This is a genomic window from Streptomyces sp. NPDC041968 (assembly GCF_055589025.1).
In genome coordinates this window covers 110063-134287 of the sequence record NZ_JBVJCB010000015.1, presented here as the reverse complement: position 1 = coordinate 134287, position 24225 = coordinate 110063, and the positions used below count along the sequence as shown (strand labels likewise).

General features: G+C 71.9%; 18 protein-coding genes. 13 read left to right on the top strand and 5 right to left on the bottom strand.

Annotation, left to right across the window (positions count from 1 at the left end):
- Window positions 1–214 precede the first annotated feature (214 nt).
- From ACZ6EG_RS30445 to ACZ6EG_RS30430, 4 genes are all read left to right on the top strand, one after another.
- Window positions 215–1420, top strand: coding sequence for an aminotransferase class III-fold pyridoxal phosphate-dependent enzyme (locus tag ACZ6EG_RS30445; protein ID WP_469609329.1), 1206 nt, complete (start codon window positions 215–217; stop codon window positions 1418–1420).
- 229 nt (window positions 1421–1649) lie between these two features.
- Window positions 1650–3614: an IucA/IucC family protein gene (locus tag ACZ6EG_RS30440; RefSeq protein WP_469609327.1), complete on the top strand. Its 1965-nt coding sequence runs from the start codon at window positions 1650–1652 to the stop codon at window positions 3612–3614.
- Window positions 3615–3707: 93 nt separating this feature from the next.
- Window positions 3708–4397 carry a GNAT family N-acetyltransferase gene (locus tag ACZ6EG_RS30435; RefSeq protein WP_391972125.1) on the top strand — a complete coding sequence of 230 codons (690 nt, stop codon included), beginning with the start codon at window positions 3708–3710 and terminating at the stop codon, window positions 4395–4397.
- Window positions 4398–4556: 159 nt separating this feature from the next.
- Window positions 4557–6533: an ATP-dependent DNA helicase gene (locus tag ACZ6EG_RS30430; RefSeq protein WP_391972126.1), complete on the top strand. Its 1977-nt coding sequence runs from the start codon at window positions 4557–4559 to the stop codon at window positions 6531–6533.
- A gap of 319 nt (window positions 6534–6852) precedes the next feature.
- Here ACZ6EG_RS30430 and lexA read toward each other — a convergent pair whose 3' ends face one another.
- On the bottom strand, window positions 6853–7632 hold the full coding sequence (lexA, locus tag ACZ6EG_RS30425) for a transcriptional repressor LexA (RefSeq protein ID WP_053138191.1): 780 nt from the start codon (window positions 7630–7632) through the stop codon (window positions 6853–6855).
- Window positions 7633–8227: 595 nt separating this feature from the next.
- Between lexA and nrdR the strand changes: the two genes are divergently transcribed.
- Window positions 8228–8779 carry a transcriptional regulator NrdR gene (gene nrdR, locus ACZ6EG_RS30420; protein WP_391972127.1) on the top strand — a complete coding sequence of 184 codons (552 nt, stop codon included), beginning with the start codon at window positions 8228–8230 and terminating at the stop codon, window positions 8777–8779.
- A 160-nt stretch (window positions 8780–8939) separates the two neighbouring features.
- On the top strand, window positions 8940–11843 hold the full coding sequence (locus tag ACZ6EG_RS30415) for a vitamin B12-dependent ribonucleotide reductase (protein WP_391972128.1): 2904 nt from the start codon (window positions 8940–8942) through the stop codon (window positions 11841–11843).
- Between the two features lie 105 nt (window positions 11844–11948).
- On the opposite strand, the gene ACZ6EG_RS30410 is transcribed toward ACZ6EG_RS30415, so the two are convergent.
- A complete protein-coding gene (locus tag ACZ6EG_RS30410; RefSeq protein WP_391972129.1) occupies window positions 11949–12482 on the bottom strand; it encodes a TerD family protein in 534 nt (177 codons plus the stop codon).
- Window positions 12483–12639: 157 nt separating this feature from the next.
- Between ACZ6EG_RS30410 and ACZ6EG_RS30405 the strand changes: the two genes are divergently transcribed.
- From ACZ6EG_RS30405 to ACZ6EG_RS30395, 3 genes are all read left to right on the top strand, one after another.
- On the top strand, window positions 12640–13245 hold the full coding sequence (locus ACZ6EG_RS30405) for a YdbC family protein (protein ID WP_356611231.1): 606 nt from the start codon (window positions 12640–12642) through the stop codon (window positions 13243–13245).
- A gap of 117 nt (window positions 13246–13362) precedes the next feature.
- Entirely contained in the window at window positions 13363–14022 is a 660-nt protein-coding gene (locus tag ACZ6EG_RS30400; protein ID WP_356611229.1) for a histidine phosphatase family protein, read from the top strand.
- Between the two features lie 12 nt (window positions 14023–14034).
- Entirely contained in the window at window positions 14035–14940 is a 906-nt protein-coding gene (locus tag ACZ6EG_RS30395; protein ID WP_469609318.1) for an ADP-ribosylglycohydrolase family protein, read from the top strand.
- Between the two features lie 382 nt (window positions 14941–15322).
- On the opposite strand, the gene ACZ6EG_RS30390 is transcribed toward ACZ6EG_RS30395, so the two are convergent.
- Window positions 15323–16870: an MFS transporter gene (locus tag ACZ6EG_RS30390; protein ID WP_391972131.1), complete on the bottom strand. Its 1548-nt coding sequence runs from the start codon at window positions 16868–16870 to the stop codon at window positions 15323–15325.
- 181 nt (window positions 16871–17051) lie between these two features.
- Between ACZ6EG_RS30390 and ACZ6EG_RS30385 the strand changes: the two genes are divergently transcribed.
- The 3 genes from ACZ6EG_RS30385 (at window position 17052) to ACZ6EG_RS30375 (ending at window position 19155) form a co-directional block, all read left to right on the top strand.
- Entirely contained in the window at window positions 17052–17672 is a 621-nt protein-coding gene (locus ACZ6EG_RS30385) for a TetR/AcrR family transcriptional regulator (protein WP_469609315.1), read from the top strand.
- An 80-nt stretch (window positions 17673–17752) separates the two neighbouring features.
- Window positions 17753–18454: a ribonuclease HII gene (locus tag ACZ6EG_RS30380; RefSeq protein ID WP_356611222.1), complete on the top strand. Its 702-nt coding sequence runs from the start codon at window positions 17753–17755 to the stop codon at window positions 18452–18454.
- Window positions 18455–18522: 68 nt separating this feature from the next.
- The gene (locus tag ACZ6EG_RS30375) at window positions 18523–19155 is read left to right on the top strand and encodes a hypothetical protein (RefSeq protein ID WP_391972133.1); all 633 of its coding nucleotides are present in this window, start codon (window positions 18523–18525) and stop codon (window positions 19153–19155) included.
- A 203-nt stretch (window positions 19156–19358) separates the two neighbouring features.
- Here the strand turns inward: ACZ6EG_RS30375 and ACZ6EG_RS30370 are convergent, their stop codons facing one another.
- Together ACZ6EG_RS30370 and ACZ6EG_RS30365 are read right to left on the bottom strand one after the other, a co-directional pair.
- Window positions 19359–19973 (bottom strand): hypothetical protein, encoded by a 615-nt coding sequence (locus tag ACZ6EG_RS30370; RefSeq protein ID WP_391972134.1) that lies wholly within the window; start codon window positions 19971–19973, stop codon window positions 19359–19361.
- A gap of 283 nt (window positions 19974–20256) precedes the next feature.
- Window positions 20257–22422, bottom strand: coding sequence for a RecQ family ATP-dependent DNA helicase (locus ACZ6EG_RS30365; RefSeq protein ID WP_469609310.1), 2166 nt, complete (start codon window positions 22420–22422; stop codon window positions 20257–20259).
- 142 nt (window positions 22423–22564) lie between these two features.
- On the opposite strand from ACZ6EG_RS30365, the gene ACZ6EG_RS30360 reads away from it, so the two are divergent.
- Window positions 22565–24112, top strand: a complete 1548-nt coding sequence (locus ACZ6EG_RS30360; protein ID WP_469609307.1) for a DUF4192 domain-containing protein — start codon at window positions 22565–22567, stop codon at window positions 24110–24112.
- The last annotated feature ends 113 nt before the right edge of the window (window positions 24113–24225 follow it).

Genomic DNA, 24225 nt, shown 5'->3' with positions numbered 1-24225 from the left:
GGTGGCGCGTCTCCGGACAGCCGGGAGGTCGGGAGCCGTGGCGGAATCCGCGTACGGGGGAGCTGCGTTCGGGGGAGCTGCGTCCGGGGGCCGGAACGCCGGACCGCTCACGGCGAGACGGGCGGCAGACGCTCCCGCGCGAGCCCTCTCTCCGCGCAGGAGCGGCCCGACGCGTGAGCCCTCGGCCCGCACGTACGCGGGGGCCCTCCCGCTCGTGCCGGTCAGGGCCCGGGGGCTCACCATCGAGGGCGCCGACGGCCGCCGCTACCTGGACTGCGTGTCGGGCGCCGGGACCCTGCCCCTGGGGCACAACCACCCGGTGGTGCGGGAGGCGATCCGCAGGGTTCTCGACTCCGGGGCCCCCTTGCAGGCCGGGGGACTCACCACTCCGGTGGAGGACGCCTTCGTCACCGAGCTGCTGCGCACCCTGCCTGCCGGACCGGGTCACCGCCCGCGCGTGCGGTTCTGCGGACCGGCCGGTGCCGAGCCGGTCGCCACCGCTGCGGCCCTGGTCCGTGCCGCCACCGGTCGGACCCGCATCGTCACCCTCACCGAGTCCGACCACGGCGCGACCACCGACCTCCTGGGCCCCGCCGGCGCCGGGCGTCGGCCGGCCGGGGTGATCTTCGAGCCGGTCCGCGGCGCGGCCGGTGTGCTGCCCGCCCCGGAGGCCTGGATGAGGGACCTGCGCCGCGTCACGGCCGAACGGTCCGTCCCGCTGATCGCCGACGAGACCGAGTCCGGCGTCGGGTGGACCGGTGCCTTCTGGGCGGTCGAGCACGGCGCCGTCACCCCCGACGTCCTGGTCCTCTCCCACGCGATCGGCGGCAGCCTGCCGCTGGCGGCGGTGGTGTACGCCGACGACCTGCACACCGCAGGGCCCGGCGCCGGCACCTTCCGCGGCAATCAACTCGCCCTGGCGGCGGGCGCGGCCACCCTGGCCCACGTCCGCGAACACCGCCTCGCCGAACACGCCGCCACGCTGGGGTCCCGGATGCTGGCCCGACTGCGCGGCCTGGCCCAGGAGTTCCGGTGCGTCGGCGAGGTACGCGGGCGGGGGCTGATGATCGGGATCGAGCCGGTGGCGCCCGAGGGCGCGCGCGAGACGCCCGGCGACGGTACGGGGGACGCGTGCGACGCATGGGACGACGCGGGCGGCGGGAGGGGTGGAACGGGCGCGGGTCGTGCGCTCGGCTCCGCCGCCACGGTCGCCGCCGCCGTGCAACGGGAGTGCCTGCGTCGCGGGTTGATCGTCGGCCTCGCGGGCCCGGCCCGCAACGTCGTGCGACTGCTGCCGCCGCTGATCATCACCGAGGAGCAGACGTCGGCGGTTCTGGAGCGCCTCGCCGACGCCCTGGAAGCGGTCGAGCGCGGTCGCGGCGACCACGCCTTACCGGGCGCGGCGCGCGCCGCACGCTGAACTCCGCCGCCCAGGTTCCAGCCCGTCATGAGGACTCGCGTTGCACACCAACCCCCTGCCCGAACGGGCGCCCGCCGACCTCGCAGAACCGACCTCGGCTGCCGCTGCCGCTGCGGCTCCGGACCCGCACCTCGATCGGTCCGCGCCGGCCTCCACCGGTGGTCCTGTGCTTCCCGGGCAGGCTGCCGCCGGTCCGGTGCTTCCCCAGCAGGCCTCCGCCGTCCATCGCATGCCTGTTCCTGTGCCCTTCTCGGCGGCGGCATCCGAGACCCCGCCACCGGTCGATGCCTGGGACGACCCTGCTCCCGACCTCGGCCGCGCCCCCGGCGCCCACCCCGGTCTCGGCCCCTACGCCGAGGCGCAGGCCGTGGCCGTGGAGAACCTGCTGCGCTGCTGGGCACGCGAGACCGGCGCGTCCGCCCCCGGGAGCGGCAGCCTTCGTGTGCCCCTGCCGGCCAGCGGAACCTCCCTGACCGTTCCCGTCCGCTACTGGTCGCCGACAGGCTGCCACCGCTTCGGCCTCCCCCGCCTGGCGGCCGCTCCCGCCACCACGCCCCCCGTGGACGCCGTCGCGCTCGCCGCGCTGCTCGTCCGGGAGGCGGCCGGCGGTCCGGGCCCCGACGGAGCCGATCTCGTCGCGCGCGTCGCCGACTCCGTACGCCGTACGGCCGTGTTCCTCCGCGAACGCGAACGCGAACGTGAGCGTGAGTGCGAAGGCGTCCGCGACAGCGATGACCGGGAGGAGGGCGGGGACGAGGGCCGAGATGAGCGCGACGACCGCCGGGTAAGTCGCGGGCGCCACCGCCCCGACACCGACGGCTCCGACCTCTTCCTCGCCGCCGAGCAGGCGCTCCTCCTCGGGCATCCGCTGCATCCCACTCCGAAGAGCAGGGAGGGCCTCACCGAGGCCGAGGCGCGCCGGTACTCACCCGAACTGCGCGGCTCCTTCCCCCTGCACTGGATGGCCGTCGCGCCCTCCGTCCTCGCCACCGACTCGGCCTGGACCGAGCGCGGCCGACCGGTCACGGCGCCCGGGCTCACCGCCCGCCTCGCCGGCGACGGTCCGGTGCCGCCGGACGGTTACGCGCTACTGCCCCTGCACCCCTGGCAGTTCCGCGCGGTACGGCACCGGCCGGAGACCGCGGCCCTGCTGGACGCGGGACTGCTCAGGGACCTCGGTGTCGGGGGCGGTGACTGGCACCCCACCTCCTCCGTGCGGACCGTCCACCGACCCGGCGCCGCCGCCATGCTCAAGCTCTCGCTGGCCCTGCACATCACGAACTCCCGCCGGGAGAACCTCCGCAAGGAGCTCCACCGCGGAGTCGAGGTCCACCGTCTGCTGCGCAGGGGCCTGTCCCGCCAGTGGCGGGCCGCCCACCCGGACTTCGACATCGTCCGCGATCCGGCCTGGCTCGGCGTCGACGGACCCGACGGCGGACCCGTTCGCGGGCTCGACGTGGTCATCCGGCACAACCCGTTCCGGCCCTCGGACGACGTCTCCTGCGTCGCCGGCCTCGTCGCGCCGCGTCCGTACGGGCGGGTGGACGGCACGGACCGGCACACCGCCCGCGTCCCGCGCTCCCGGCTCGCCGAGATCCTCACCCGGCTCGCCGTCCGGACCGGCCGCCCGAGCGCAGCCGTGACCGTCGAGTGGTTCCTGCGCTACCTGCGGCACGTCGTACGCCCCGTCCTGTGGCTGGACGCCCACGCCGGTGTCGCCCTGGAGGCGCACCAGCAGAACACGCTCGTCCTGCTGGACTCCTGCGGCTGGCCCGTCGGCGGCCGCTACCGGGACAACCAGGGCTACTACTTCCGCGAGTCCCGCCGCGCGGAACTCGACGCGCGCCTGCCCGGCATCGGCGAACACAGCGACACGTTCGTGTCCGACGAGGTCACCGACGAGCGCCTCACGTACTACCTCGCCGTCAACAACGTCTTCGGCCTGATCGGCGCCCTCGGCTCCCAGCACCTGGCCGACGAACGGCTCCTGCTGGCGGCCTTCCGGGGCTTCCTCCGTGACCTGGCCTCGGGCCCTGCCCCCCTGCGCTGCCCGCCGGCCGAGCATCTCCTCGACTCGTCCGTCCTGCGGTGCAAGGCCAACCTGCTGACCCGGCTGCACGGCCTCGACGAACTCACCGGCCCGGTGGACACCCAGTCCGTCTACGTCACGATTCCCAACCCGCTGCACGCATGAGCGGGCCGCCGCCTGTGCCGTTCCGCCTCCGACTCGGAAACCGAGCCCCCTGCGGGCCCCGCCCCGATCTTCCTCCGCCGAAGGAGCGACACCGTGACCTCCACCGATGCGAGCACCGAAGACACTCTGGACCTCCACCTGCCCGAAGAGCTCGTCGCCCTGCTCCGGCGGGAGCGCCGCGAACGGGCGGAAGCGCACGCGCCGACCCGCGAGGACCTGCTCGACCGTGTCGCCGACTGGGGGCCGGCCGTCACCCCCGAAGGCGGGTTCCAGCTGGTGCCCGTCCACGTCGAACGGGACGTCCCGCTGATCGCCCGCTGGATGAACGACCCCGCCGTCGCCGCCTTCTGGGAGCTGACCGGCCCGCCGAGCGTGACCGAGGACCACGTGCGGGCCCAGCTCGCGGGCGACGGACGCAGCGTTCCCTGCGTCGGCGTCCTGGAGGGCGTGCCGATGAGCTACTGGGAGGTCTACCGGGCCGACCTCGACCCGCTGGCCCGGTACTGCCCCGTCCGCCCGCACGACACCGGCCTCCATCTGCTGATCGGCGACTCCGCCGACCGCGGGCAGGGCCTCGGTACGACGCTGCTGAGGGCCGTCACCGACCTCGTCCTCGCCAGGCGGCCCGCCTGCACGCGTGTGCTCGCCGAACCGGACGTCCGCAACACGCCCTCGGTCGCCGCGTTCCTCGGCGCCGGGTACCGGTTCTCCAGCGAGGTCGACCTGCCCGCCAAGCGTGCCGCCCTCATGATCCGTGAACGGTCCTCCGGTGCACTGCCGTAGCGCCCCGCCGCTCAAACCCGGCCCCGCCGCACCGTCCCTCGCCCACCGGCCTCGCCGTCCAGGAGCCCCCGTGTCACCGCTGTACCCACGGCCCCGCCGGCCCCACGTGTCCGCCTTGCCGACCCGTCTGTCAGTCCTGGGCCGTAGGGTGGTCGCGCTATGACGAAGCCCTCACTCCCCGAACTCCTGCACGCCGCCGTCACCGCCGTCGGCGGCACGGAGCGTCCCGGCCAGGTGGCCATGGCCGAAGCCGTCGAGGAAGCCATCGACGGCGGCTCCCATCTGCTGGTCCAGGCCGGCACCGGCACCGGCAAGTCGCTCGGGTACCTGGTGCCCGCGCTGGCGCACGGGGAGCGGGTCGTCGTGGCGACCGCGACCCTGGCCCTCCAGCGCCAGCTGGTGGAGCGGGACCTGCCGCGGACGGTCGACGCGCTCCACCCGCAGCTGCGCCGCCGCCCGGAGTTCGCGATGCTCAAGGGCAGGTCCAACTACCTGTGCCTGCACCGGCTCCACGAGGGGATGCCGCAGGACGAGGAGGAAGGCCTGTTCGACCAGTTCGAGGCCGCCGCCCCCACCAGCAGGCTGGGCCAGGACCTGCTGCGCATGCGCGACTGGGCGGACGAGACCGAGACCGGCGACCGGGACGATCTCACGCCCGGTGTCTCCGACCGGGCGTGGTCCCAGGTGTCGGTGTCCTCCCGGGAGTGCCTGGGCGCCTCGAAGTGCGCGTACGGCGCCGAGTGCTTCGCCGAGATGGCCCGCGAGCGCGCCAAACTGTCCGAGGTCGTCGTCACCAACCACGCGCTGTTGGCGATCGACGCCATCGAGGGCGCCCCGGTGCTGCCCCCGCACGAGGTGCTGATCGTGGACGAGGCGCACGAGCTGGTGTCCCGGGTCACCGGGGTGGCGACCGGTGAGCTCACTCCCGGGCAGGTCAACCGCGCGGTGCGGCGGGCCGCGAAGCTCGTCAACGAGAAGGCCGCCGACCAGCTGCAGACGGCCGCCGAGGGCTTCGAACGGCTGATGGAGCTGGCGCTGCCAGGCCGTCTGGAGGAGATCCCGGAGGACCTCGGCTACGCTCTGATGGCGCTGCGCGACGCCTGCCGCACGGTCATCTCGGCGATCGGCGCGACCCGCGACAAGTCCGTGCAGGACGAGGACGCGGTCCGCAAGCAGGCACTGGCCTCCGTGGAGTCGGTGCACGACGTGGCGGAGCGGATCACGAACGGCTCCGAGTGGGACGTCGTCTGGTACGAGCGCCACGACCGCTTCGGTGCTTCCCTGCGCGTCGCCCCCATGTCGGTCTCCGGTCTGCTGCGCGAGAAGCTCTTCACGGACCGCTCGGTCGTCCTGACCTCCGCGACCCTGAAACTGGGAGGCGACTTCAACGGCGTGGGCGCCTCGCTGGGCCTCGCCCCGGAGGGCACCGAGGGCGACGACCTCCCGCAGTGGAAGGGTGTCGACGTCGGCTCGCCCTTCGACTACCCGAAGCAGGGCATCCTGTACGTCGCCAAGCATCTGGCGCGCCCCGCGCGGGACGGTGACCGGGGCGACATGCTCGACGAGCTCACGGAGCTGATCCAGGCGGCGGGCGGCCGTACGCTGGGGTTGTTCTCCTCGATGCGGGCGGCTCAGCTCGCCGCCGAGGAGCTGCGCTCCCGCATCCCCGAGTTCCCGATCCTGCTCCAGGGCGAGGAGACACTCGGCGAACTGATCAAGAACTTCGCCGCCGATCCGCAGACCTGCCTCTTCGGCACGCTGTCGCTCTGGCAGGGCGTCGACGTCCCGGGACCGAGCTGCCAGCTGGTCGTCATGGACAAGATCCCGTTCCCACGGCCGGACGACCCCCTGATGAGCGCCCGCCAGAAGGCCGTCGAGGAAGCGGGCGGCAACGGCTTCATGGCGGTCGCCGCCACGCACGCCGCGCTGCTGATGGCCCAGGGCGCGGGCCGTCTCGTACGGGCGTCGGGCGACCGCGGGGTGGTCGCCGTGCTGGACCAGCGACTGGCCACGGCCCGGTACGGGAGCTATCTGAAGGCGTCGCTGCCCGACTTCTGGTTCACCACGGACCGCAATCAGGTCCGCAGATCACTCGCCGCGATCGACGCGGCGGCCCGCCAGACGGAAGGCGACTGACCGCGGGGCCCGCCACCGGCCCCGGGGCCGCCGGCCCGCCACCGCCACCAGGGCCGACGTGACCGCACGCCCGCACGCCCGCACCGGGGCGTCGGCCCCTGGGCCCCACATCCGCCACTCGGCGCGTCCGCGGGACTCCATGCCCGTGACCCGGGTTTGTGAGCCCGCACGCCGGTCGTCGGTTACGGGCCTCGACCGCCCGATGCCCTGCAACGGCCCGCCCGGACAGCGCTGGGCCCCGGAACCGGCGCAGAGGTTCCGGGGCCCGGTCGGGGTCGGCGGGGCGCTGCCGTCTCGGCGCGCCCGCCCGCCGTGGCGCTCAGACGCGGCGCAGTACGGCCACCACCTTGCCGAGGATGGTCGCGTCGTCACCGGGGATCGGCTCGTAGGCCGCGTTGTGCGGGAGGAGCCAGACGTGGCCGTCCTCGCGCTTGAAGCGCTTCACGGTCGCCTCGCCGTCGAGCATCGCGGCCACGATGTCGCCGTTCTCGGCGACCGGCTGGCGGCGGACCGTGACCCAGTCGCCGTCGCAGATGGCGGCCTCGATCATCGAGTCGCCGACGACCTTCAGGACGAACAGCTCGCCGTCACCGACCAGCTGTCGGGGCAGGGGGAAGACGTCCTCGACCGACTCCTCGGCGAGGATCGGCCCACCGGCTGCGATGCGCCCGACGAGCGGCACGTACGACGCGGCCGGCTTGCCGGCGGTGTCCGTGGGCTGGACGGAGGAGGCCTGGTCGGAGCCGCGCACCTCGTAGGCACGCGGACGGTGCGGATCGCGGCGCAGGAAGCCCTTGCGCTCCAGCGCCATCAGCTGGTGAGCGACGGAGGAAGTGCTGGAAAGGCCGACGGCCTGACCGATCTCCCGCATCGACGGCGGGTACCCCCGTCGCTGCACGGAGTCGCGGATGACCTCGATCACCCGGCGCTGCCGATCGGTGAGCCCCGAGCTGTCCGCCCGGATGCCGGGAGGTCGGCCCGGCAAGGAGCGCTTGTGCCCCTCTGGGTTCGTGGCGTCGCTCATCGCGTGCACCGGCTCAGGTCGGCCCTGGGGGCGGTCCTGGCCAGTGATGATGGCACTGTCGGCGGTGGTGGTCACGTCGGCCCCTCTCGATGGTCTCCCTGCTGCACAACGGTAGTAGCTTTCGAAAGGTTGCGCCAAACACACGTTCGAGTGAAAAAAGGCGAATCGCTCGTCCGGAACGCATGTGTGGGTGTATGGCTACCGTGGCGCCCGACGGACAAAAGGGCTCATTGCTGTACTCTTCACCGCCGTGGTGACAACCTCGGGGATGTCGCTCCAGTCTGCCATCCGGCATCCCGTTCGACCGGGCGGGTCCCGTCATCTGTGCGGTAGTGCCACGCCCCCTCCCCGCGGCGCCCACGGTATCTCCGCATGCCCCGGGGTGATACGGCCGTGCGGGTGAGTCCCCGCCCGTGTCGGCGCGTGCCGTCGCGGGCGCGTGCGGCCGTACGCGAGGGGTGTCACGTGTACGCACGGGTGCGACACGCGTGCAGGGTGTGAATGTAAGAGCCAATCCCCATATCTAGTGGTTGGATTGCATCAGCGGCCCACAAGTTGTGGTCCCCCGGGTCTTCGGACCCGCCGCGATCGCCTATGCTGGGGGCTGCTTCGGGGGGCCTGAGTGGCCTTTCGAGGCTGTTGATTCTGCTGTGAGGAGGGTTCGGAGTTCATGCACTGCCCCTTCTGCAGGCACCCCGACAGCCGTGTCGTCGACAGTCGGACGACGGACGACGGCACGTCGATCCGCCGCCGCCGCCAGTGCCCTGACTGTTCCCGTCGCTTCACGACGGTGGAGACGTGCTCGCTCATGGTGGTGAAGCGGTCCGGGGTCACCGAACCGTTCAGTCGCACCAAGATCATCAACGGTGTCCGCAAGGCCTGCCAGGGCCGCCCCGTCACCGAGGACGCGCTCGCCCAGCTCGGCCAGCGGGTCGAGGAGGCGGTGCGGGCCACCGGAAGTGCCGAGCTGACCACCCACGACGTGGGGCTGGCCATCCTCGGCCCGTTGCAGGAACTCGACCTCGTCGCCTATCTGCGGTTCGCCTCCGTCTATCGGGCTTTCGACTCGCTCGAGGACTTCGAGGCCGCGATCGCGGAGCTCAGGGAGGCGACGAGGCCCCCCGGCCCGGACGGCGACGGGGCCGGCGCGGGGAGTCAGGAGAACGACCGCGGGTCCGCGGGGGCGGCACAGGTCCCCGAGCCCGCAGGCGCCGCCGACTGACCGGTGGGCCGGACCCGGTGCCCGGGCCCGGCCGCACGGCGGCGAGTGAGGAAGACCTGTTGCGGGCGGAGTGAGAGACGTCCGCAACACCAGACAGAACATCGTGCCACGGGAACAATCGGGGCACTTCAGGGCGTTTTCGCCCGTACAGGGAGGCGGCATGACAGAGACGGCGAGCGGTCCGGCACGGAGTTCCCGCGCCAAGGGCCCCAAGGCGGGCAAGGGCCTCCGGGTCGAGCGCGTCCACACCACTCCCGGCGTCCACCCCTATGACGAGGTGGCCTGGGAGCGCCGTGACGTCGTCATGACCAACTGGCGCGACGGCTCGGTCAACTTCGAGCAGCGCGGCGTCGAGTTCCCCGACTTCTGGTCGGTGAACGCGGTCAACATCGTCACCAGCAAGTACTTCCGGGGCGCCGTGGGCACCCCGCAGCGCGAGACCGGCCTCAAGCAGCTGATCGACCGCATCGTGAAGACGTACCGGAAGGCCGGTGAGGACCACAGGTACTTCGCCTCGCCCGCCGACGCCGAGATCTTCGAGCACGAGCTGGCCTACGCCCTCCTGCACCAGATCTTCAGCTTCAACAGCCCGGTCTGGTTCAACGTCGGCACGCCCCAGCCGCAGCAGGTCTCCGCCTGCTTCATCCTGTCCGTCGACGACTCCATGGAGTCGATCCTCGAGTGGTACAAGGAAGAGGGCATGATCTTCAAGGGGGGCTCGGGCGCCGGCCTGAACCTCTCCCGGATCCGCTCCTCCAAGGAGCTGCTGTCCTCGGGCGGCAACGCCTCCGGCCCGGTCTCCTTCATGCGCGGCGCCGACGCCTCCGCCGGCACGATCAAGTCCGGTGGCGCCACGCGCCGGGCCGCCAAGATGGTCATCCTCGACGTCGACCACCCCGACATCGAGGGCTTCATCGAGACCAAGGTCAAGGAGGAGGAGAAGATCCGCGCCCTGCGTGACGCGGGCTTCGACATGGACCTGGGCGGCGACGACATCACGTCCGTCCAGTACCAGAACGCCAACAACTCGGTCCGCGTGAACGACACGTTCATGAAGGCCGTCCAGGACGGCGGCAAGTTCGGCCTGACGTCCCGGATGACCGGTGAGGTCATCGAGGAGGTCGACGCCAGGGCGCTCTTCCGCAAGATGGCCGAGGCCGCCTGGGCCTGCGCCGACCCGGGCATCCAGTACGACGACACCATCAACAACTGGCACACCTGCCCGGAGTCCGGCCGCATCAACGGCTCGAACCCCTGCAGCGAGTACATGCACCTGGACAACACGTCCTGCAACCTCGCCTCGCTGAACCTGATGAAGTTCCTCAAGGACGACGGCAAGGGCAACCAGTCCTTCGACTCCGAGCGCTTCGCCAAGGTCGTGGAGCTCGTCATCACCGCGATGGACATCTCCATCTGCTTCGCGGACTTCCCGACCGAGAAGATCGGCGAGAACACCCGCGCCTTCCGCCAGCTCGGCATCGGCTACGCCAACCTCGGCGCCCTGCTGATGGCGACCGGCCACGCCTACGACTCCGACGGCGGCCGCGCCCTGGCCGGGGCCATCACCTCCCTGATGACCGGTACGTCGTACCGCCGCTCCGCGGAGCTCGCCGCGATCGTCGGCCCCTACGACGGCTACGCCCGCAACGCGCAGCCGCACCTCAGGGTCATGAAGCAGCACTCCGACGAGAACGCCAAGGCCGTCCGCATGGACGACCTGGACACGCCGATCTGGGCCGCCGCCACCGAGGCCTGGCAGGACGTGCTGCGCCTCGGTGAGAAGAACGGTTTCCGTAACGCGCAGGCGTCCGTCATCGCCCCGACCGGCACCATCGGTCTGGCGATGTCCTGCGACACCACCGGCCTCGAGCCCGACCTCGCCCTGGTCAAGTTCAAGAAGCTGGTCGGCGGCGGCTCGATGCAGATCGTCAACGGCACCGTTCCGCAGGCCCTGCGCCGCCTGGGCTACCAGGAGGAGCAGATCGAGGCGATCGTCGCCCACATCGCCGAGAACGGCAACGTGATCGACGCTCCCGGCCTCGCGCACGAGCACTACGAGGTGTTCGACTGCGCCATGGGCGAGCGCTCCATCTCCGCCATGGGCCACGTCCGCATGATGGCCGCGATCCAGCCGTGGATCTCCGGTGCCCTCTCCAAGACGGTGAACCTGCCGGAGTCGGCCACCGTGGAGGACGTCGAGGAGGTCTACTTCGAGGCCTGGAAGATGGGCGTCAAGGCGCTCGCCATCTACCGCGACAACTGCAAGGTGGGCCAGCCCCTCTCCGCGAAGACCAAGTCGGTCAAGGAGGCGGAGAAGACGGCGGTCACCGAGAAGGCCGAGGCGACCATCCGCGAGACGGTCGAGAAGGTCGTCGAGTACCGCCCCGTCCGCAAGCGCCTCCCGAAGGGTCGTCCCGGCATCACCACCTCCTTCACGGTCGGCGGCGCCGAGGGCTACATGACGGCCAACTCCTACCCGGACGACGGTCTCGGTGAGGTCTTCCTGAAGATGTCCAAGCAGGGTTCGACCCTCGCGGGCATGATGGACGCCTTCTCCATCGCGGTCTCCGTCGGCCTCCAGTACGGCGTGCCGCTGGAGACGTACGTCTCGAAGTTCACCAACATGCGCTTCGAGCCGGCCGGCATGACGGACGACCCGGACGTGCGGATGGCGCAGTCGATCGTCGACTACATCTTCCGCCGCCTGGCGCTGGACTTCCTGCCCTTCGAGACGCGCTCCGCGCTCGGCATCCACTCCGCCGAGGAGCGTCAGCGCCACCTGGAGACCGGTTCGTACGAGCCGTCCGACGACGAGCTGGACGTCGAGGGCCTGGCCCAGTCGGCGCCGCGCGCCCAGGAGCTGAAGGCCGTCGCCACGCCGAAGGCCGAGGTCGAGGCGGCCAAGCCCGCTCCGCAGCAGGCGCACACCAGCGCCGAGCTGGTGGAGATGCAGCTGGGCATCCAGGCGGACGCCCCGCTGTGCTTCTCCTGCGGCACGAAGATGCAGCGGGCCGGTTCCTGCTACATCTGCGAGGGCTGCGGCTCGACCAGCGGTTGCAGCTGACGAGTAGCTCCCGGTAGTAGCCCGTGAGTAAGGGGCGCCCGCATTGGCGGGCGCCCCTTACTCACGCGTCGGCACTCACGCGTCGGCCCGCGCGCGTCCGCGTCGTCACGGCCGGCGTGCCGCGCCCATGGTGGCGGTGAAAGTTGCGGGATCGCCCTCGAAGCCGTGCACGCCGGCCCGGAACTCCCACGCCCCCGCCTCGTCGCGCACGAACTCCGCGACCGTGGCCGCCGTGGCGCCCGAAACGCCGCTGAAGTCGTCCGTGGCCAGGTCGGTGTACCCCTCCCTGATGCGCAGGCCCGGACTGGACACGTCGGCGAAGGAGCGGTCCTCGGCGCGCTGCTGTATGGCGACGCCCACCACCACGCGCGCGTACCGGGGGGCCAGCCGCCCCAGCTCCAGCGTCATGACCTCGTCGAAGCCGAAGCCCTTGCCGTCCTGGCTGTCCCGGTTGAGATAGATGGTGCCGTCGGGGGAGCGGCTGTCGAAGTGCACCACGTAAGACGGATCGCCGTACGGATCGTCCACCGTGTACGTCCCGGCGACCAGGTCCAGATCGGCGGGTGGCTGCCCCGCCGGACTCGGATCCCACCGCAGCGCGACCTCGACCTTGCCCACGCCCTTGCTGAGGCCGTTCACAGCCTTCCCCTTCCCACGTCCCCCGCCCCACCCGGCTGCATCAACTGCCGAGCGGTGACGGCCGGTTGTCCATCCTGCCACGCACAGCGACGCCAGTGCGGGCAAGTGGTCGTCCCGAGAGTGACCGGTGCCACGCTCCTGGCCTTACCATGGCGCGGTGCTGGTCAAGTGGATTCGCTGCACCGTGGTGGACCGCCGCGGTTTCGAGCGGGGGCAGCGGAAGTGGGCGGGGCTTCCGGGAGAGCCGGGTTTTCGGGGGCAGGGGGGCGGCTGGAGCCGGGGGCGGCAGGACGTGGCGCACGTCTTCGCCTTCTGGGAGAGCCGCGCCTTCTACGACTCCTTCATGGCCCGCTCCCACGACCGGCTCGCCTCGGCCCAGGCGGGCACCTTCAAGGACGCGCAGGTCAGGCTCTTCGACTACCGGTTCGACGTGAAGACGGGGTTCGAACCGCGCTTCACCGACGCCGACCTGCTGCGGGTGGCCCTCTGCCGCGTGCACGAGGAGCGGGCCGAGCACTACGTCCTCATGCAGGAGAAGGTGTGGAATCCCGCGATGGCCGGTTCGCCGGGCATGGTCCGCGGGCTGTTCGGCGAGGCGCCGGGGCACGAGTACCTGGTCCTGTCCATGTGGCGGTCGGCCGCCGAGCACGGGAAGTACCGCACCGAGCGGGTGGAGCGCCTGGCCCTGCGCGCCCAGACGGAGGCCGACATCGCGGCGCTGACCGGGGACATCGTGCAGCTGGAGCCGTCCTGGACGGTCTGAGATCCGGCCCGGCCCGGTGCCGCTGGGCGAGGCCCGTGATGTGGGGGCCGTGTGAGGTACGCCGTATGGGGCCCGTTCGAGTGCTTGGTTCCGCCCGTCCCGATCTAGGGTTCTGACATGGCACGACCACGGCGCATCGTTCTCGTCCGGCACGGAGAGTCGATCGGCAATGCCGACGACTCGGTGTACGAGCGGGAGCCCGACCACGCGCTCGCCCTCACCGAGCAGGGCTGGGCCCAGGCGGAGGAGACGGGCAAGAGGCTGCGCGAGGTGTTCGGTCCGGAGCGGGTCAGCGTGTACGTCTCCCCGTACCGCCGGACCCACGAGACGCTGCGCGCCTTCCACCTCGATCCCGAGCTCATACGGATACGGGAGGAGCCCCGGCTGCGCGAGCAGGACTGGGGCAACTGGCAGGACCGCGACGACGTGCGCCTGCAGAAGGCCTACCGGGACGCCTACGGCCACTTCTTCTACCGCTTCGCCCAGGGCGAGTCCGGAGCCGACGTGTACGACCGGGTCGGCGGCTTCCTGGAAAGCCTTTTCCGCAGCTTCGAGGACCCCGACCACCCGCCGAACGTGCTCCTGGTGACGCACGGTCTGGCGATGCGGCTGTTCTGCATGCGGTGGTTCCACTGGACGGTCGCGGAATTCGAGTCGCTGAAGAACCCCGGGAACGGCGAGGTCCGGATGCTCGTTCTCGGCTCGGACGGCAAGTACACCCTCGACCGTCCCTTCGAACGCTGGCGAGATCCGGAACCGTACGGGATCACCGGATAGAGTGGCAGGGCGATGACCGCTCATTCATCTCCTGACGAGCGCCTGGACCGGGCGCTGTCCAGCCTGCGCGGACTGTCGGTGGGGGACGCGCTGGGCTCACAGTTCTTCGTGCCCGAGAACTACCCGCTGCTGAAGCGCCGCGAGCTGCCTCCCGGCACCTGGCAGTGGACGGACGACACGGAGATGGCCTGCTCCGTTATCTCCGTCCTCGCCTCTCACGGCCGTGCGGACCAGGACGCCCTGGCGCTCTCCTTCGCCCACCACCACGACTTCGACCGCGGCTACGGGCCCGCGGTCAACCGGCTGCTGCGCCTGGTCCGGGAGGGCGGTGACTGGCGCGAGCTGGCCGCCGCGCTCTTCAACGGCCAGGGATCCTGGGGCAACGGGGCCGCGATGCGCATCGCACCGCTGGGCGCCTGGTACGCGGACGACCCGGAGCAGGCGACCCACCAGGCGGAGATCTCGGCCTACCCCACGCATCAGCACCGCGAGGCGGTGGTGGGCGCCATGGCGGTCGCCGCGGCCGCCGCACTGGCCGCGGACCCCGGCGGTCCGCCGACCCCGCACGCGCTCCTCGACGGGGTGATCGCGTTGGTGCCCAAGAGCGCGGTGGGCGCCGGACTGCGACGCGCCCGGGACATGCTGGACTACGGCGACGCGGCCACGGTCGCGGCCGTACTGGGCTGTGGCAGGCGGACGACCGCCCACGACACCGTGCCCTTCGCCCTGTGGTCCGCCGCCCGCGCTCTCGGGGACTACGAGCGCGCCTTCTGGACGACCGCTCAGGTCGGCGGGGACGTGGACACGACCTGCGCCATCGTGGGCGGAGTGGTCGCCGCCGAGAAGGCGGGAGCGCCGCCGGTCGAGTGGACGGCGCGGGTCGAGGCCCTGCCCGAGTGGATGACGGCGTCCGTCTAGCGGACTCGACCCCGGTCGGCCGACGTGCCGGGCCGGGGTTCGGCACTCTCCGCTTTCGGCACCCTCCGCGTTCGGCACTCTTGGCGTTCGGCACTCTTCGCGTGTGGCGGTCGAAACTCTCCGTGTGCGGCGGGAACTCCGAGTGACGGCACGTGCGTTGTCGTGACATGTTGCCGCGCGGGTCGTGGCCCTGCCCGGCGGCGGGACTGTCACGAGGGGGTGGAGCGTGGGCGCGCTGTTCGTGCTGGCCGGCGTGGGGCTGTCCCTGGTGCTGCTCGCGCCGATCCCGGGCTCCCCGTCGGCCCGGGGGCGGCGCGAGGGGGGCCTGCGGGCCTCCATGACGCCCGCCGGCTCCCCTCGCCCGGCCCGCGCCGGCGCGCGGTCAGCCGATCCCCGGCCCGGCGGAGCCGGACAGGGCCTCCAGGTCGCTCTTGCGTACCCGGATCACCAGCCACGCCGTGGCCAGGGCGAGTACGGCCATGGCGGCAGCCGGGATGAAGGCCGCCGATATGCCCTGTGCCAGTACGTCGTGCGCCCAGGGCGCCGGCAGCTGGTGCGTCTGCGCGAACTCCGCCTTCTGCTCCGCCGAGCCGTGGGCGAGGAAGTCCTGCACCTGCTTCTCCGCCTCGTCCTTGCTGGCCGTGCCGAACACCGTCGTCAGGATGGCGAGCCCGATCGACCCGCCCACCTGCTGCATCGCGTTGAGCAGGCCGGACGCCGCGCCCGCCTCGTGCTGGGCGACCCCCGAGACGGCGGTGAGCGTCAGCGTGACGAAGTTCAGCCCCATGCCGAAGCCGAAGATCAGCATCGGACCGAGGACACCGCCGACGTAGGAGCTGTCCGAGCTGATGAGGGCCTGCCAGCCGAGCCCGAGCGCGGCGAGCGCCGAGCCCACCACCATGAACGGCTTCGGGCCGAAGACGGGCAGGAACCGCTGCGAGAGCCCCGCACCGAGGGCGATCACCACCGTGACCGGCAGGAAGGCCAGACCGGCCTGGATGGGCGTGTAGCCCAGCACGTTCTGGACGAACAGCACGATGTAGAAGAACATGCCGAACATCGCGGCGGCCAGGCTCAGCATGATCACATACGTGCCGGAGCGGTTCCGGTCGGCGAACATCTTCAGTGGGGTGATCGGCTCCTTGGCCCGCGACTCGATGAGGGTGAAGGACAGCAGCAGGACCACCGCGGCCGCGAAGGAACCGATGGTCAGACTGTCCCGCCAGCCCTCGTCGGCGGCGCGTATGAAGCCGTAGACGAGAGACGCCATGCCCGCCGTCGAGGTCACCGCCCCGGCGATGTCGAAGCGCCCGGAATGCCGTTCCGACTCGCTGATGTACAGCGGGGTGAGCACGGCGATCAGAACGCCGATCGGCACGTTGACGAAGAGCACCCAGCGCCAGTCGAGCCATTCGGTGAGCATGCCGCCCGCCAGCAGTCCGATGGCGCCACCACCGGCGGACACCGCGGCGAAGACCCCGAAGGCCCGGTTGCGTTCCGGGCCTTCGGGGAAGGTCGTCGTGATCAGCGCCAGCGAGGTGGGCGAGGCGATCGCGCCTCCGACGCCCTGCAGGACGCGGGCCGCCAGCAGCTGCCAGGGTTCCTGGGCGAAGCCGCCGAGCAGCGAGGCGAAGGTGAACAGCAGGATGCCGGTCATGAAGACCCGGCGCCGGCCGAGGATGTCTCCGGCTCGGCCGCCGAGCAGGAGCAGACCGCCGAAGGTGAGCGTGTAGGCGCTCACGACCCATGTGAGGTCGGTGGTGCTGAAGCTGAGCGCTTCTTGGATGTGCGGGAGCGCGATGTTCACAATCGTCGCGTCGAGGACCACCATGAGTTGGCAGGCCGCGATGACGGTGAGCGCGATGCCGGGGTGCCCCTCCCGGCGGGCGGCTCCCGGCTTCTGATCTTTGACCAAGGAAGAGGTCGTCACTATGTGTCCCCCACGCATGACTTAGTGAACGCTGGCGTTCACTGTTGCTTCAACGTTAGTGACACCCGGACAGTGAACGCAAGCGTTCACTTCCCGTGCCGCCGTGTGGTCCGTCCCCCGTTGTGGCCGCCTGGCGCACCCTGCCCGACACCCGACATTCCGCTTACTGGAGATCCCCGACATGGTTGCTTCGCACTGGGCGGCCGCCTCCGCCCGGACACCCTCGCGCCGACGAGGCGTCGTCCTGGAACGAGCGATCCTCGAGGCCGCCCTCGACCAACTCGGCACCGTCGGCTGGAACGGCCTGACGATGGAGGGGGTGGCCGCCGGTGCCCAGACCGGCAAGGCCGCTGTGTACCGCCGCTGGCCGTCCAAGGAGGACCTCGTCGCGGACGCCCTGCTGTCCGGCCTCCCGACCTTCGACGCGGCGCCGGATCTCGGGAACGTGCGCGACGACCTTCTGGCGCTGTGCCTCAGAGCGCGGGACGCGATGTACTCCCGACCTGGGCACGCCGTGCGATCGGTGATTCACGAATGCGACAGCGCGCAGGCGGAGCGCTTCCATTCGGTGATCGTCAAAGGAGTGGTCGAGCCGACCCTTGCCCTGCTTCGCGAGGTCATCAACCGCGGAATAGAGCGAGGCGAGGTGCGATCTGACGCGATGCACTGGTGCGTCTTCGATGCCGTCCCCGCGATGATGATGTATCGGTCAAAGATTCGCGGGAGTGAATGGACGGATCGGGAGGTCGAGGAACTGATCGACCAGCTGATGGTCCCGCTGCTGCGCCCCGACCCCGTCTGACCGCGGCCCGCGCGGACGCCGATCCGTCAGGGGGAACCGGGTGTCGCCGACGGATCGGGGCGGCGTACGCTAAGGGCGTCATGCCGTACGAACCGCCTACTCACACCGTCGAGCGCTCTCTCCGCGCCACGACCGGAGCGAAGATCATTGCCGGTGTCGACGAGGTGGGGCGGGGTGCGTGGGCCGGCCCGGTGTCCGTCTGCGCCGCGATCACCGGACTGCGCCGGGCCCCGGTCGGCCTCACCGACTCCAAGCTGCTCACCATCAAGCGCCGCACCGAACTCGCCGAGGAACTGCGGACGTGGGTGACCTCCTACGCCCTGGGCCACGCCTCTCCCGAGGAGATCGACGCCCTGGGTATGACGGCGGCGCTGCGGCTTGCGGCCGTGCGCGCCCTCGAGTCCCTGCCGGTCCGTCCCGACGCCGTCATCCTCGACGGCAAGCACGACTATCTCGGGGCGCCCTGGCGGGTTCGTACGGTGATCAAGGGTGACCAGTCCTGCGTGGCTGTCGCGGCGGCCTCGGTGCTCGCCAAGGTCCAGCGCGACAAAATGATGGCCGAACTGGGCATCGACCATGCAGACTTCGCCTTCGCGGACAACGCCGGGTATCCATCACCCGTGCACAGGGCCGCACTGGCGGAGCGGGGCCCCACCCCGCACCACCGGTTGTCGTGGGCGTATCTTGATGCGCTGCCCCAGTGGCAGCACCTCAAGAAGGTCCGCAGTGGGGTGGACGGAAGCGCTCCGGAAATCGAGGGTCAGCTCGGCTTCGATTTCTGACAGTTCCGCTCGCAGGCATGTGCCACCCGCCGACGCGAGCCGCACCAACGTTTGATAAATATCAGCTCATGCCTCTCATTCCCGAGGAGCCTCAGATTCACGAGAAGGCCCAGGGTCCCCGCGCCACTCCGGCCAGCGGCCGTACCGCGCCGACCCCCCGCCCCGTACCCGGCCCCCGTCCCGCGGCTCCACCGCGCCCCGGTCGCCCCGGCCCCGTGCGGCCGGCGCCGCCGACGCAGCGTGCGTCGCGCGACTCGGCCGTGGCCGACCCCGGCCCGTCGCGTCCGGCTGCTCCGGCCGCCGCCCCGGTCGCCCCGCAGATCCAGCTGATCCCGGCCTCGCCCGAAGGCGCGCTCGACGCCGCCGAGGAGGCCGTGGACCTGCTCCTGGACTCGGGGCGTACCCCCGGCGACGTGTTGGTGATCACCACTGGTGAGCCGCACCCGTGGGCCGCCCACGAACTGTCCTTCGGCGATGCCGCCTACTGGGCGCAGCACGACGCGGGCGACGACGTCTTCTACGCGGACGCCGCCGTCGCCGACCGCGCCGTGTCGCGGGCCGTGGTCGTGGTCGCGCTCAACGGCGGCCCCGAAGCCGCCGCTGTCACGGCCCTGTCCGCGGCCCGCTCCCGGGCCGGTGCCCTGCTGATCGTCTGCGGTGACCCGCAGCGCATCAACTCGGTGCTGGGCGCGGGCGTCTGAGCCCGTACCGCCGCGTGCGGCGGTCGTCGCTGTGACCCAGGGGCCGCGGACCGGCTCAGCACGGTGGTCGGCTCGGCATGCCCCGGGGCGCACCCCCCGGGGCACACGCCCCGGGGCCTAACAGGGCGTCGACGCTGTCGCGTAAGCCGCACGTCGACACCGGTCGTCACGGCGGTGTCCGTGTGGCGCCGGAGCGACGGTGCTCAGCGAGCCGCCGCGCGGCGCAGCACGTCCGAGGCGACGCCGCCGGTGCGCGGTGGCGGAAGCGGTGCCTCGGAGGTGGCGAACGGCTCGGGCGTCGACGCCGCGTTGGGCCGGCGCCCGCCGCGGCCCTCGCCCAGGACCTGCCAGCCGTCCTTGGTCAGCGTGATGTAGGCGCCACAGCGCAACCCGTGCAACGTGCACGCGTCCCGCAGCCCCCACATCCACGCGCCGTCCTCCTCCGTCCAACGCGCGTCGCCCTCACGGCAGTAGACCAGCACAGCGGTACGCACCGGAGTGCGGCGCCGCAGATCGTGGGGGATGACGCGGCGCAGCTGCGAGAGCAGCGCGTTGCGGAACATCCATCCGTCGGCCGGGGTCGGCCGGCTCGTGAACGAGGCGCTGGCGCGCAGTCGTTCGTCCGCGTCGAGTACGGCCACGATCGCCGTCGCCGGCTTGGGGCGGTGCCTCGCGTGCAGCCCGCTGACCACCTCCCGCGGATTGCGCAGCAGGGGGATTCCGGCGGCGGCCCACTCCGCCGGTTCGAGCATACGAGTGGCGGAAGCGGCGGACGATGACAATGACGCCGCCGAGGACGGAGCGAATCCGAAGGTCACGTTCCTCCCTTCGGCTACGCGCCCACACTGGGGGGCGGGGTCGGATTCGGGGGAGCGCGCACCGCAGTGAAGCCCTGCCGGATCACGGACGAGCCGTGCGGGGAGCGGACTTCGATTCTTCCTGCCGAACTTGGATGCGGCAACGAGCAATTGGGACCGACGACCGTTATCGGATGATGCGCGTCCTATATCCCTACCCAGAGGACGACCGGGTGACGCACCGGGCGTACCGGACGCAGCCGCGCGAGGGCAGGCTGCGGTCTTGCGTGCTCGCGGCGGGCGATCACCCCTGCACGGCCAGGACCAGTGGGAACACTCCCTGAGCGCCGGCGCGTCGGAGCAGTCGGGCCGCCACGGCGAGGGTCCAACCGGTTTCGGTGCAGTCGTCCACGAGGAGCACCGGCCCCGCGAGGTCGGTGAGTGCGGCGGCGAGGGCGGGGGGCACGGTCAGGGCGCCGTCGAGCGCCTTGAGCCGCTGTGCGCTGTTGCTGCGGGACGCCTTGGGCGCCTCACCCGTGTACTCGACGGAGCCGAGCAGCGGCAGTCGGCCGACCTCGGCGATACGCGCCCCGAGGGACTGGACCAGCTGGGGCCGGGTGCGGGAGGCGACGGTCACCACGCCGACGGGACGCGGTGGGGCGTCGGTCGCGCCCGAGGCCCAGCCGTCGGGCCCCTTCGCCCAGTCGGCCAGCACCCCCACGACGGCCTTGGCGACATCGTCGGGCACCGGGCCGTCGGGGGCCTGCGGTGAGAGCATCGGCCGCAGCCGGTTGCCCCAGCCGATGTCGGAGAGCCGGCCCAACGCCCGCCCCGGTCCTGCCTGGTCCCCGGCCGGGATGCGTCCCTTCAGGTCGACGCCGATCGCCGGCAGTCCGGTCGGCCACATGCGCCGCGGCTCCACTTCGACCCCGGCTCGGCCCAGGTCGACCCGGGCCGCGTCGAGGGCGTCGGGCGAGGTGTCCGCGGTGAAGCGCGGTCCGGCGCAGTTGTCGCAGTGGCCGCAGGGCTTGGCTCCCTCGTCGTCCAGCTGTCGTTGCAGGAACTCCATCCGGCAGTCCGTCGTCGAGGCGTAGTCGCGCATCGCCTGCTGCTCGGCCTTGCGTTGCCGTGCGACCCAGTCGTAGCGCTCCGCGTCGTACGTCCACGGCTGCCCCGTCGCGATCCAGCCGCCCTTGACCCGCTTCACCGCACCGTCCACGTCGAGGACCTTGAGCATGGTCTCCAGGCGGGAGCGGCGCAGCTCCACCAGCGGCTCCAGAGCGGGCAGGGAGAGAGGCCGCTCCGAGTGGGCCAGGATGTCGAGCGTGCGGCGGACCAGGTCCTCCGAAGGGAAGGCCAGAGAGGCGAAGTACTCCCAGATCGCCTCGTCCTCCTTCCCCGGCAGGAGGAGCACCTCGGCGTGCTCGACACCGCGCCCCGCGCGGCCGACCTGCTGGTAGTAGGCGATGGGGGAGGACGGCGAGCCGAGGTGCACCACGAAGCCCAGGTCGGGCTTGTCGAAGCCCATGCCCAGCGCCGAAGTGGCGACCAGAGCCTTGACCCGGTTGGCGAGCAGGTCGTTCTCGGCCTGCTGGCGGTCCGCGTTCTCGGTCTTGCCGGTGTAGGAGGCGACCGTGTGGCCACGCTGCCGCAGGAAAGCGGTGACCTCCTCCGCGGCGGCCACGGTGAGCGTGTAGATGATCCCGGAGCCCGGCAACCGGTCGAGGTGGTCGGCGAGCCAGGCCATCCGGTGCGCCGCGTCGGACAGCCGCAGCACCCCCAGGCTGAGGCTCTCCCGGTCCAGAGGTCCGCGCAGCACCAGCGCGTCCGATGTGCCTCCGGTGCCGAGCTGCTCCGCCACGTCGGCGGTCACGCGCGCGTTGGCGGTGGCGGTGGTCGCCAGGACGGGCACACCGGGCGGGAGATCGGTGAGCATCGTGCGCAGCCGTCGGTAGTCCGGGCGGAAGTCGTGACCCCAGTCGGAGATGCAGTGCGCCTCGTCCACCACGAGCAGTCCGGTAGCGGCGGAGAGCCTGGGCAGGACCTGGTCGCGGAAGTCCGGGTTGTTGAGCCGCTCGGGGCTCACGAGCAGCACGTCGACCTCGCCTGCGGTGATCTCGTCCTGGACCACCTCCCACTCCTCGGTGTTTGAGGAGTTGATGGTCCGGGCGCGGATGCCTGCCCGCGCCGCGGCCTCCACCTGGTTGCGCATGAGGGCGAGCAGGGGGGAGACGATCACCGTGGGGCCGGCGCCGCGTTCGCGTTGCAGCGCGGTCGCCACGAAGTAGACGGCGGACTTTCCCCATCCCGTGCGCTGGACGACGAGGGCCCGGCGCCGGTCGGCGACCAGCGCCTCGATCGCCCGCCACTGGTCGTCCCGCAGTCGGGCGGTGCCGGACGGGTCCCCGACGAGACGGGCGAGGACCGCGTCGGCCGCTGTCCGGAGATCCGCGTTGCTCGTGTGCTCCATGCGTTCCATACAACAGGACGGGACTGACAGCCGGGCGACGGGGCGGGACGGCGCGGCCGTCGCCTCGCGGGATTGACGTGGCCCTGATTCAAGTTATCCACAGGGCAAACCGGAATCTGGCGATCCGCGAGATTGTCGGGCCATGACGAACCACAGCGAAACGACTGGATCCTCCGAGAACGGCGACATCCCGGGCCCCGTGCCCCGGAGCCGGGCGGCCCGCACCCCGTACGACAGCCCTGGTGACGAGCACCAGGTCACCCTGCGCACCCCGGCCGAACTGGCCGATGCCCTGCCCTACCTCCTCGGGTACCGCCCCGAGGACAGCATCGTCCTGGTCGCCCTCCGCGACAGGAACGGCCGGGGACGCTTCGGCGGCCGCGCCCGGCTCGGCATCCCCGCCCACCCGGAGGACTGGCCGGGTGCGGCCGGACAGCTGACGCGAGGCCTGGTGACCGGCAGCGAGCGCCGAGGTGTGCGACCCGAGCAGATGGTCGCCTATCTCTGCCAGGAACCGGGGCGGGGAGAGACCGGACGGCAGGTGATGGAGCGACTGAGGCCTCTGGCGCAGCGGCTGCGAGTGGAGTGCGGCCGACTCGACGTTCCGGTGGTCGAGGCGCTGTGCATCTCCGCCGGGCGCTTCTGGTCGTACTGCTGCGACGACGAGGCATGCTGCCCGTCCGAGGGCGTCCCCATGGGACTGCCGGGTACGTCGGTACTGGCCGCGGCGGCGACCTACGCCGGCATCCAGGTGCGCGGCTCGCTGAGCGACCTGCGGGCCCGGCTGCTCCCCCGGGAGGGCGCCGTGGCCGGTGAACAGGAGGTCGCCCTGGACGCGGCCGCCGTGCCGCTGGTCTCCCGGATCCTCGACGACACCGGTCGTTCGGAGGTGGCCGGGGAAACGCTGGACCTGGCACAGCGGATCATGCGACGCCTCGCCCGCGCCCGGCCCGTGTCGGGTCTCCCCGCCGAGGACCTGCGCGACGACCAACTGCTGGCGAACGACGAGGCGGCGGCGCTGATCCTCGGCCTCCAGGACCGTACGACACGCGACCGCGCGGCCCAGTGGATGGAGGGTGACGAGGCCCTTCCCGCACTGCGTCTCTGGCGCGCCCTGGCCCGTCGCTGTGTCGGTTCCTACGGCGAGCACGCGGCCGCGCCCCTCACGCTGGCGGGGTGGGTCGCCTGGTCCACCGGCGACGAGCTGGAGGCCCGCGAGGCCTTGGCCATGGCTCTCGGTGCAGACCCCGACTACCTCTTCGCGCGGCTTCTGCACCAGGCGTGCAACGAGGGTCTCGACCCCGAGTCGATCCGCCGGTGCCTGCGTGCGGAACGAGAGAACCACGGGGGCGCGGGAGACGGCGCTTCGGACGAGGGCGTAGAGGCGGACGGGGCTGCGCAACGCGAACGGCCCGGGCCCTCGACCACCGTGCCGGCCGCATCCGGCCGTCGGCGTCGTACCCGCTCCGTCGTCCCGTCCGACGGTGTCCGCCGCCGTGCGAAGTGGCAGGGCCGTGCACCGGCCGGGAACCAGACGCGTCCCCGGACCCCGGCTGCCGGTGGCGCTCCGCGGACGGACTCCACGCCCCCGCGAGCCTCGGCGAAGCAGAGTTCGGGCCGGACGGAGGCCTGCCCGGGCGGGGCGCGCAAGGGGACGAGCGGGACGGGTGGCGGCGCCGAGGGCGTCTGAAGAGGCGCTGGCGGCTCATGGGCGGCCCCGAGCCGGCGACACCGGGCGGATGCGGTTCCGGGTGGGGGTGTGGACGCAGACGCGGACGGAACGGGTGCCGTGACCGCGCATTG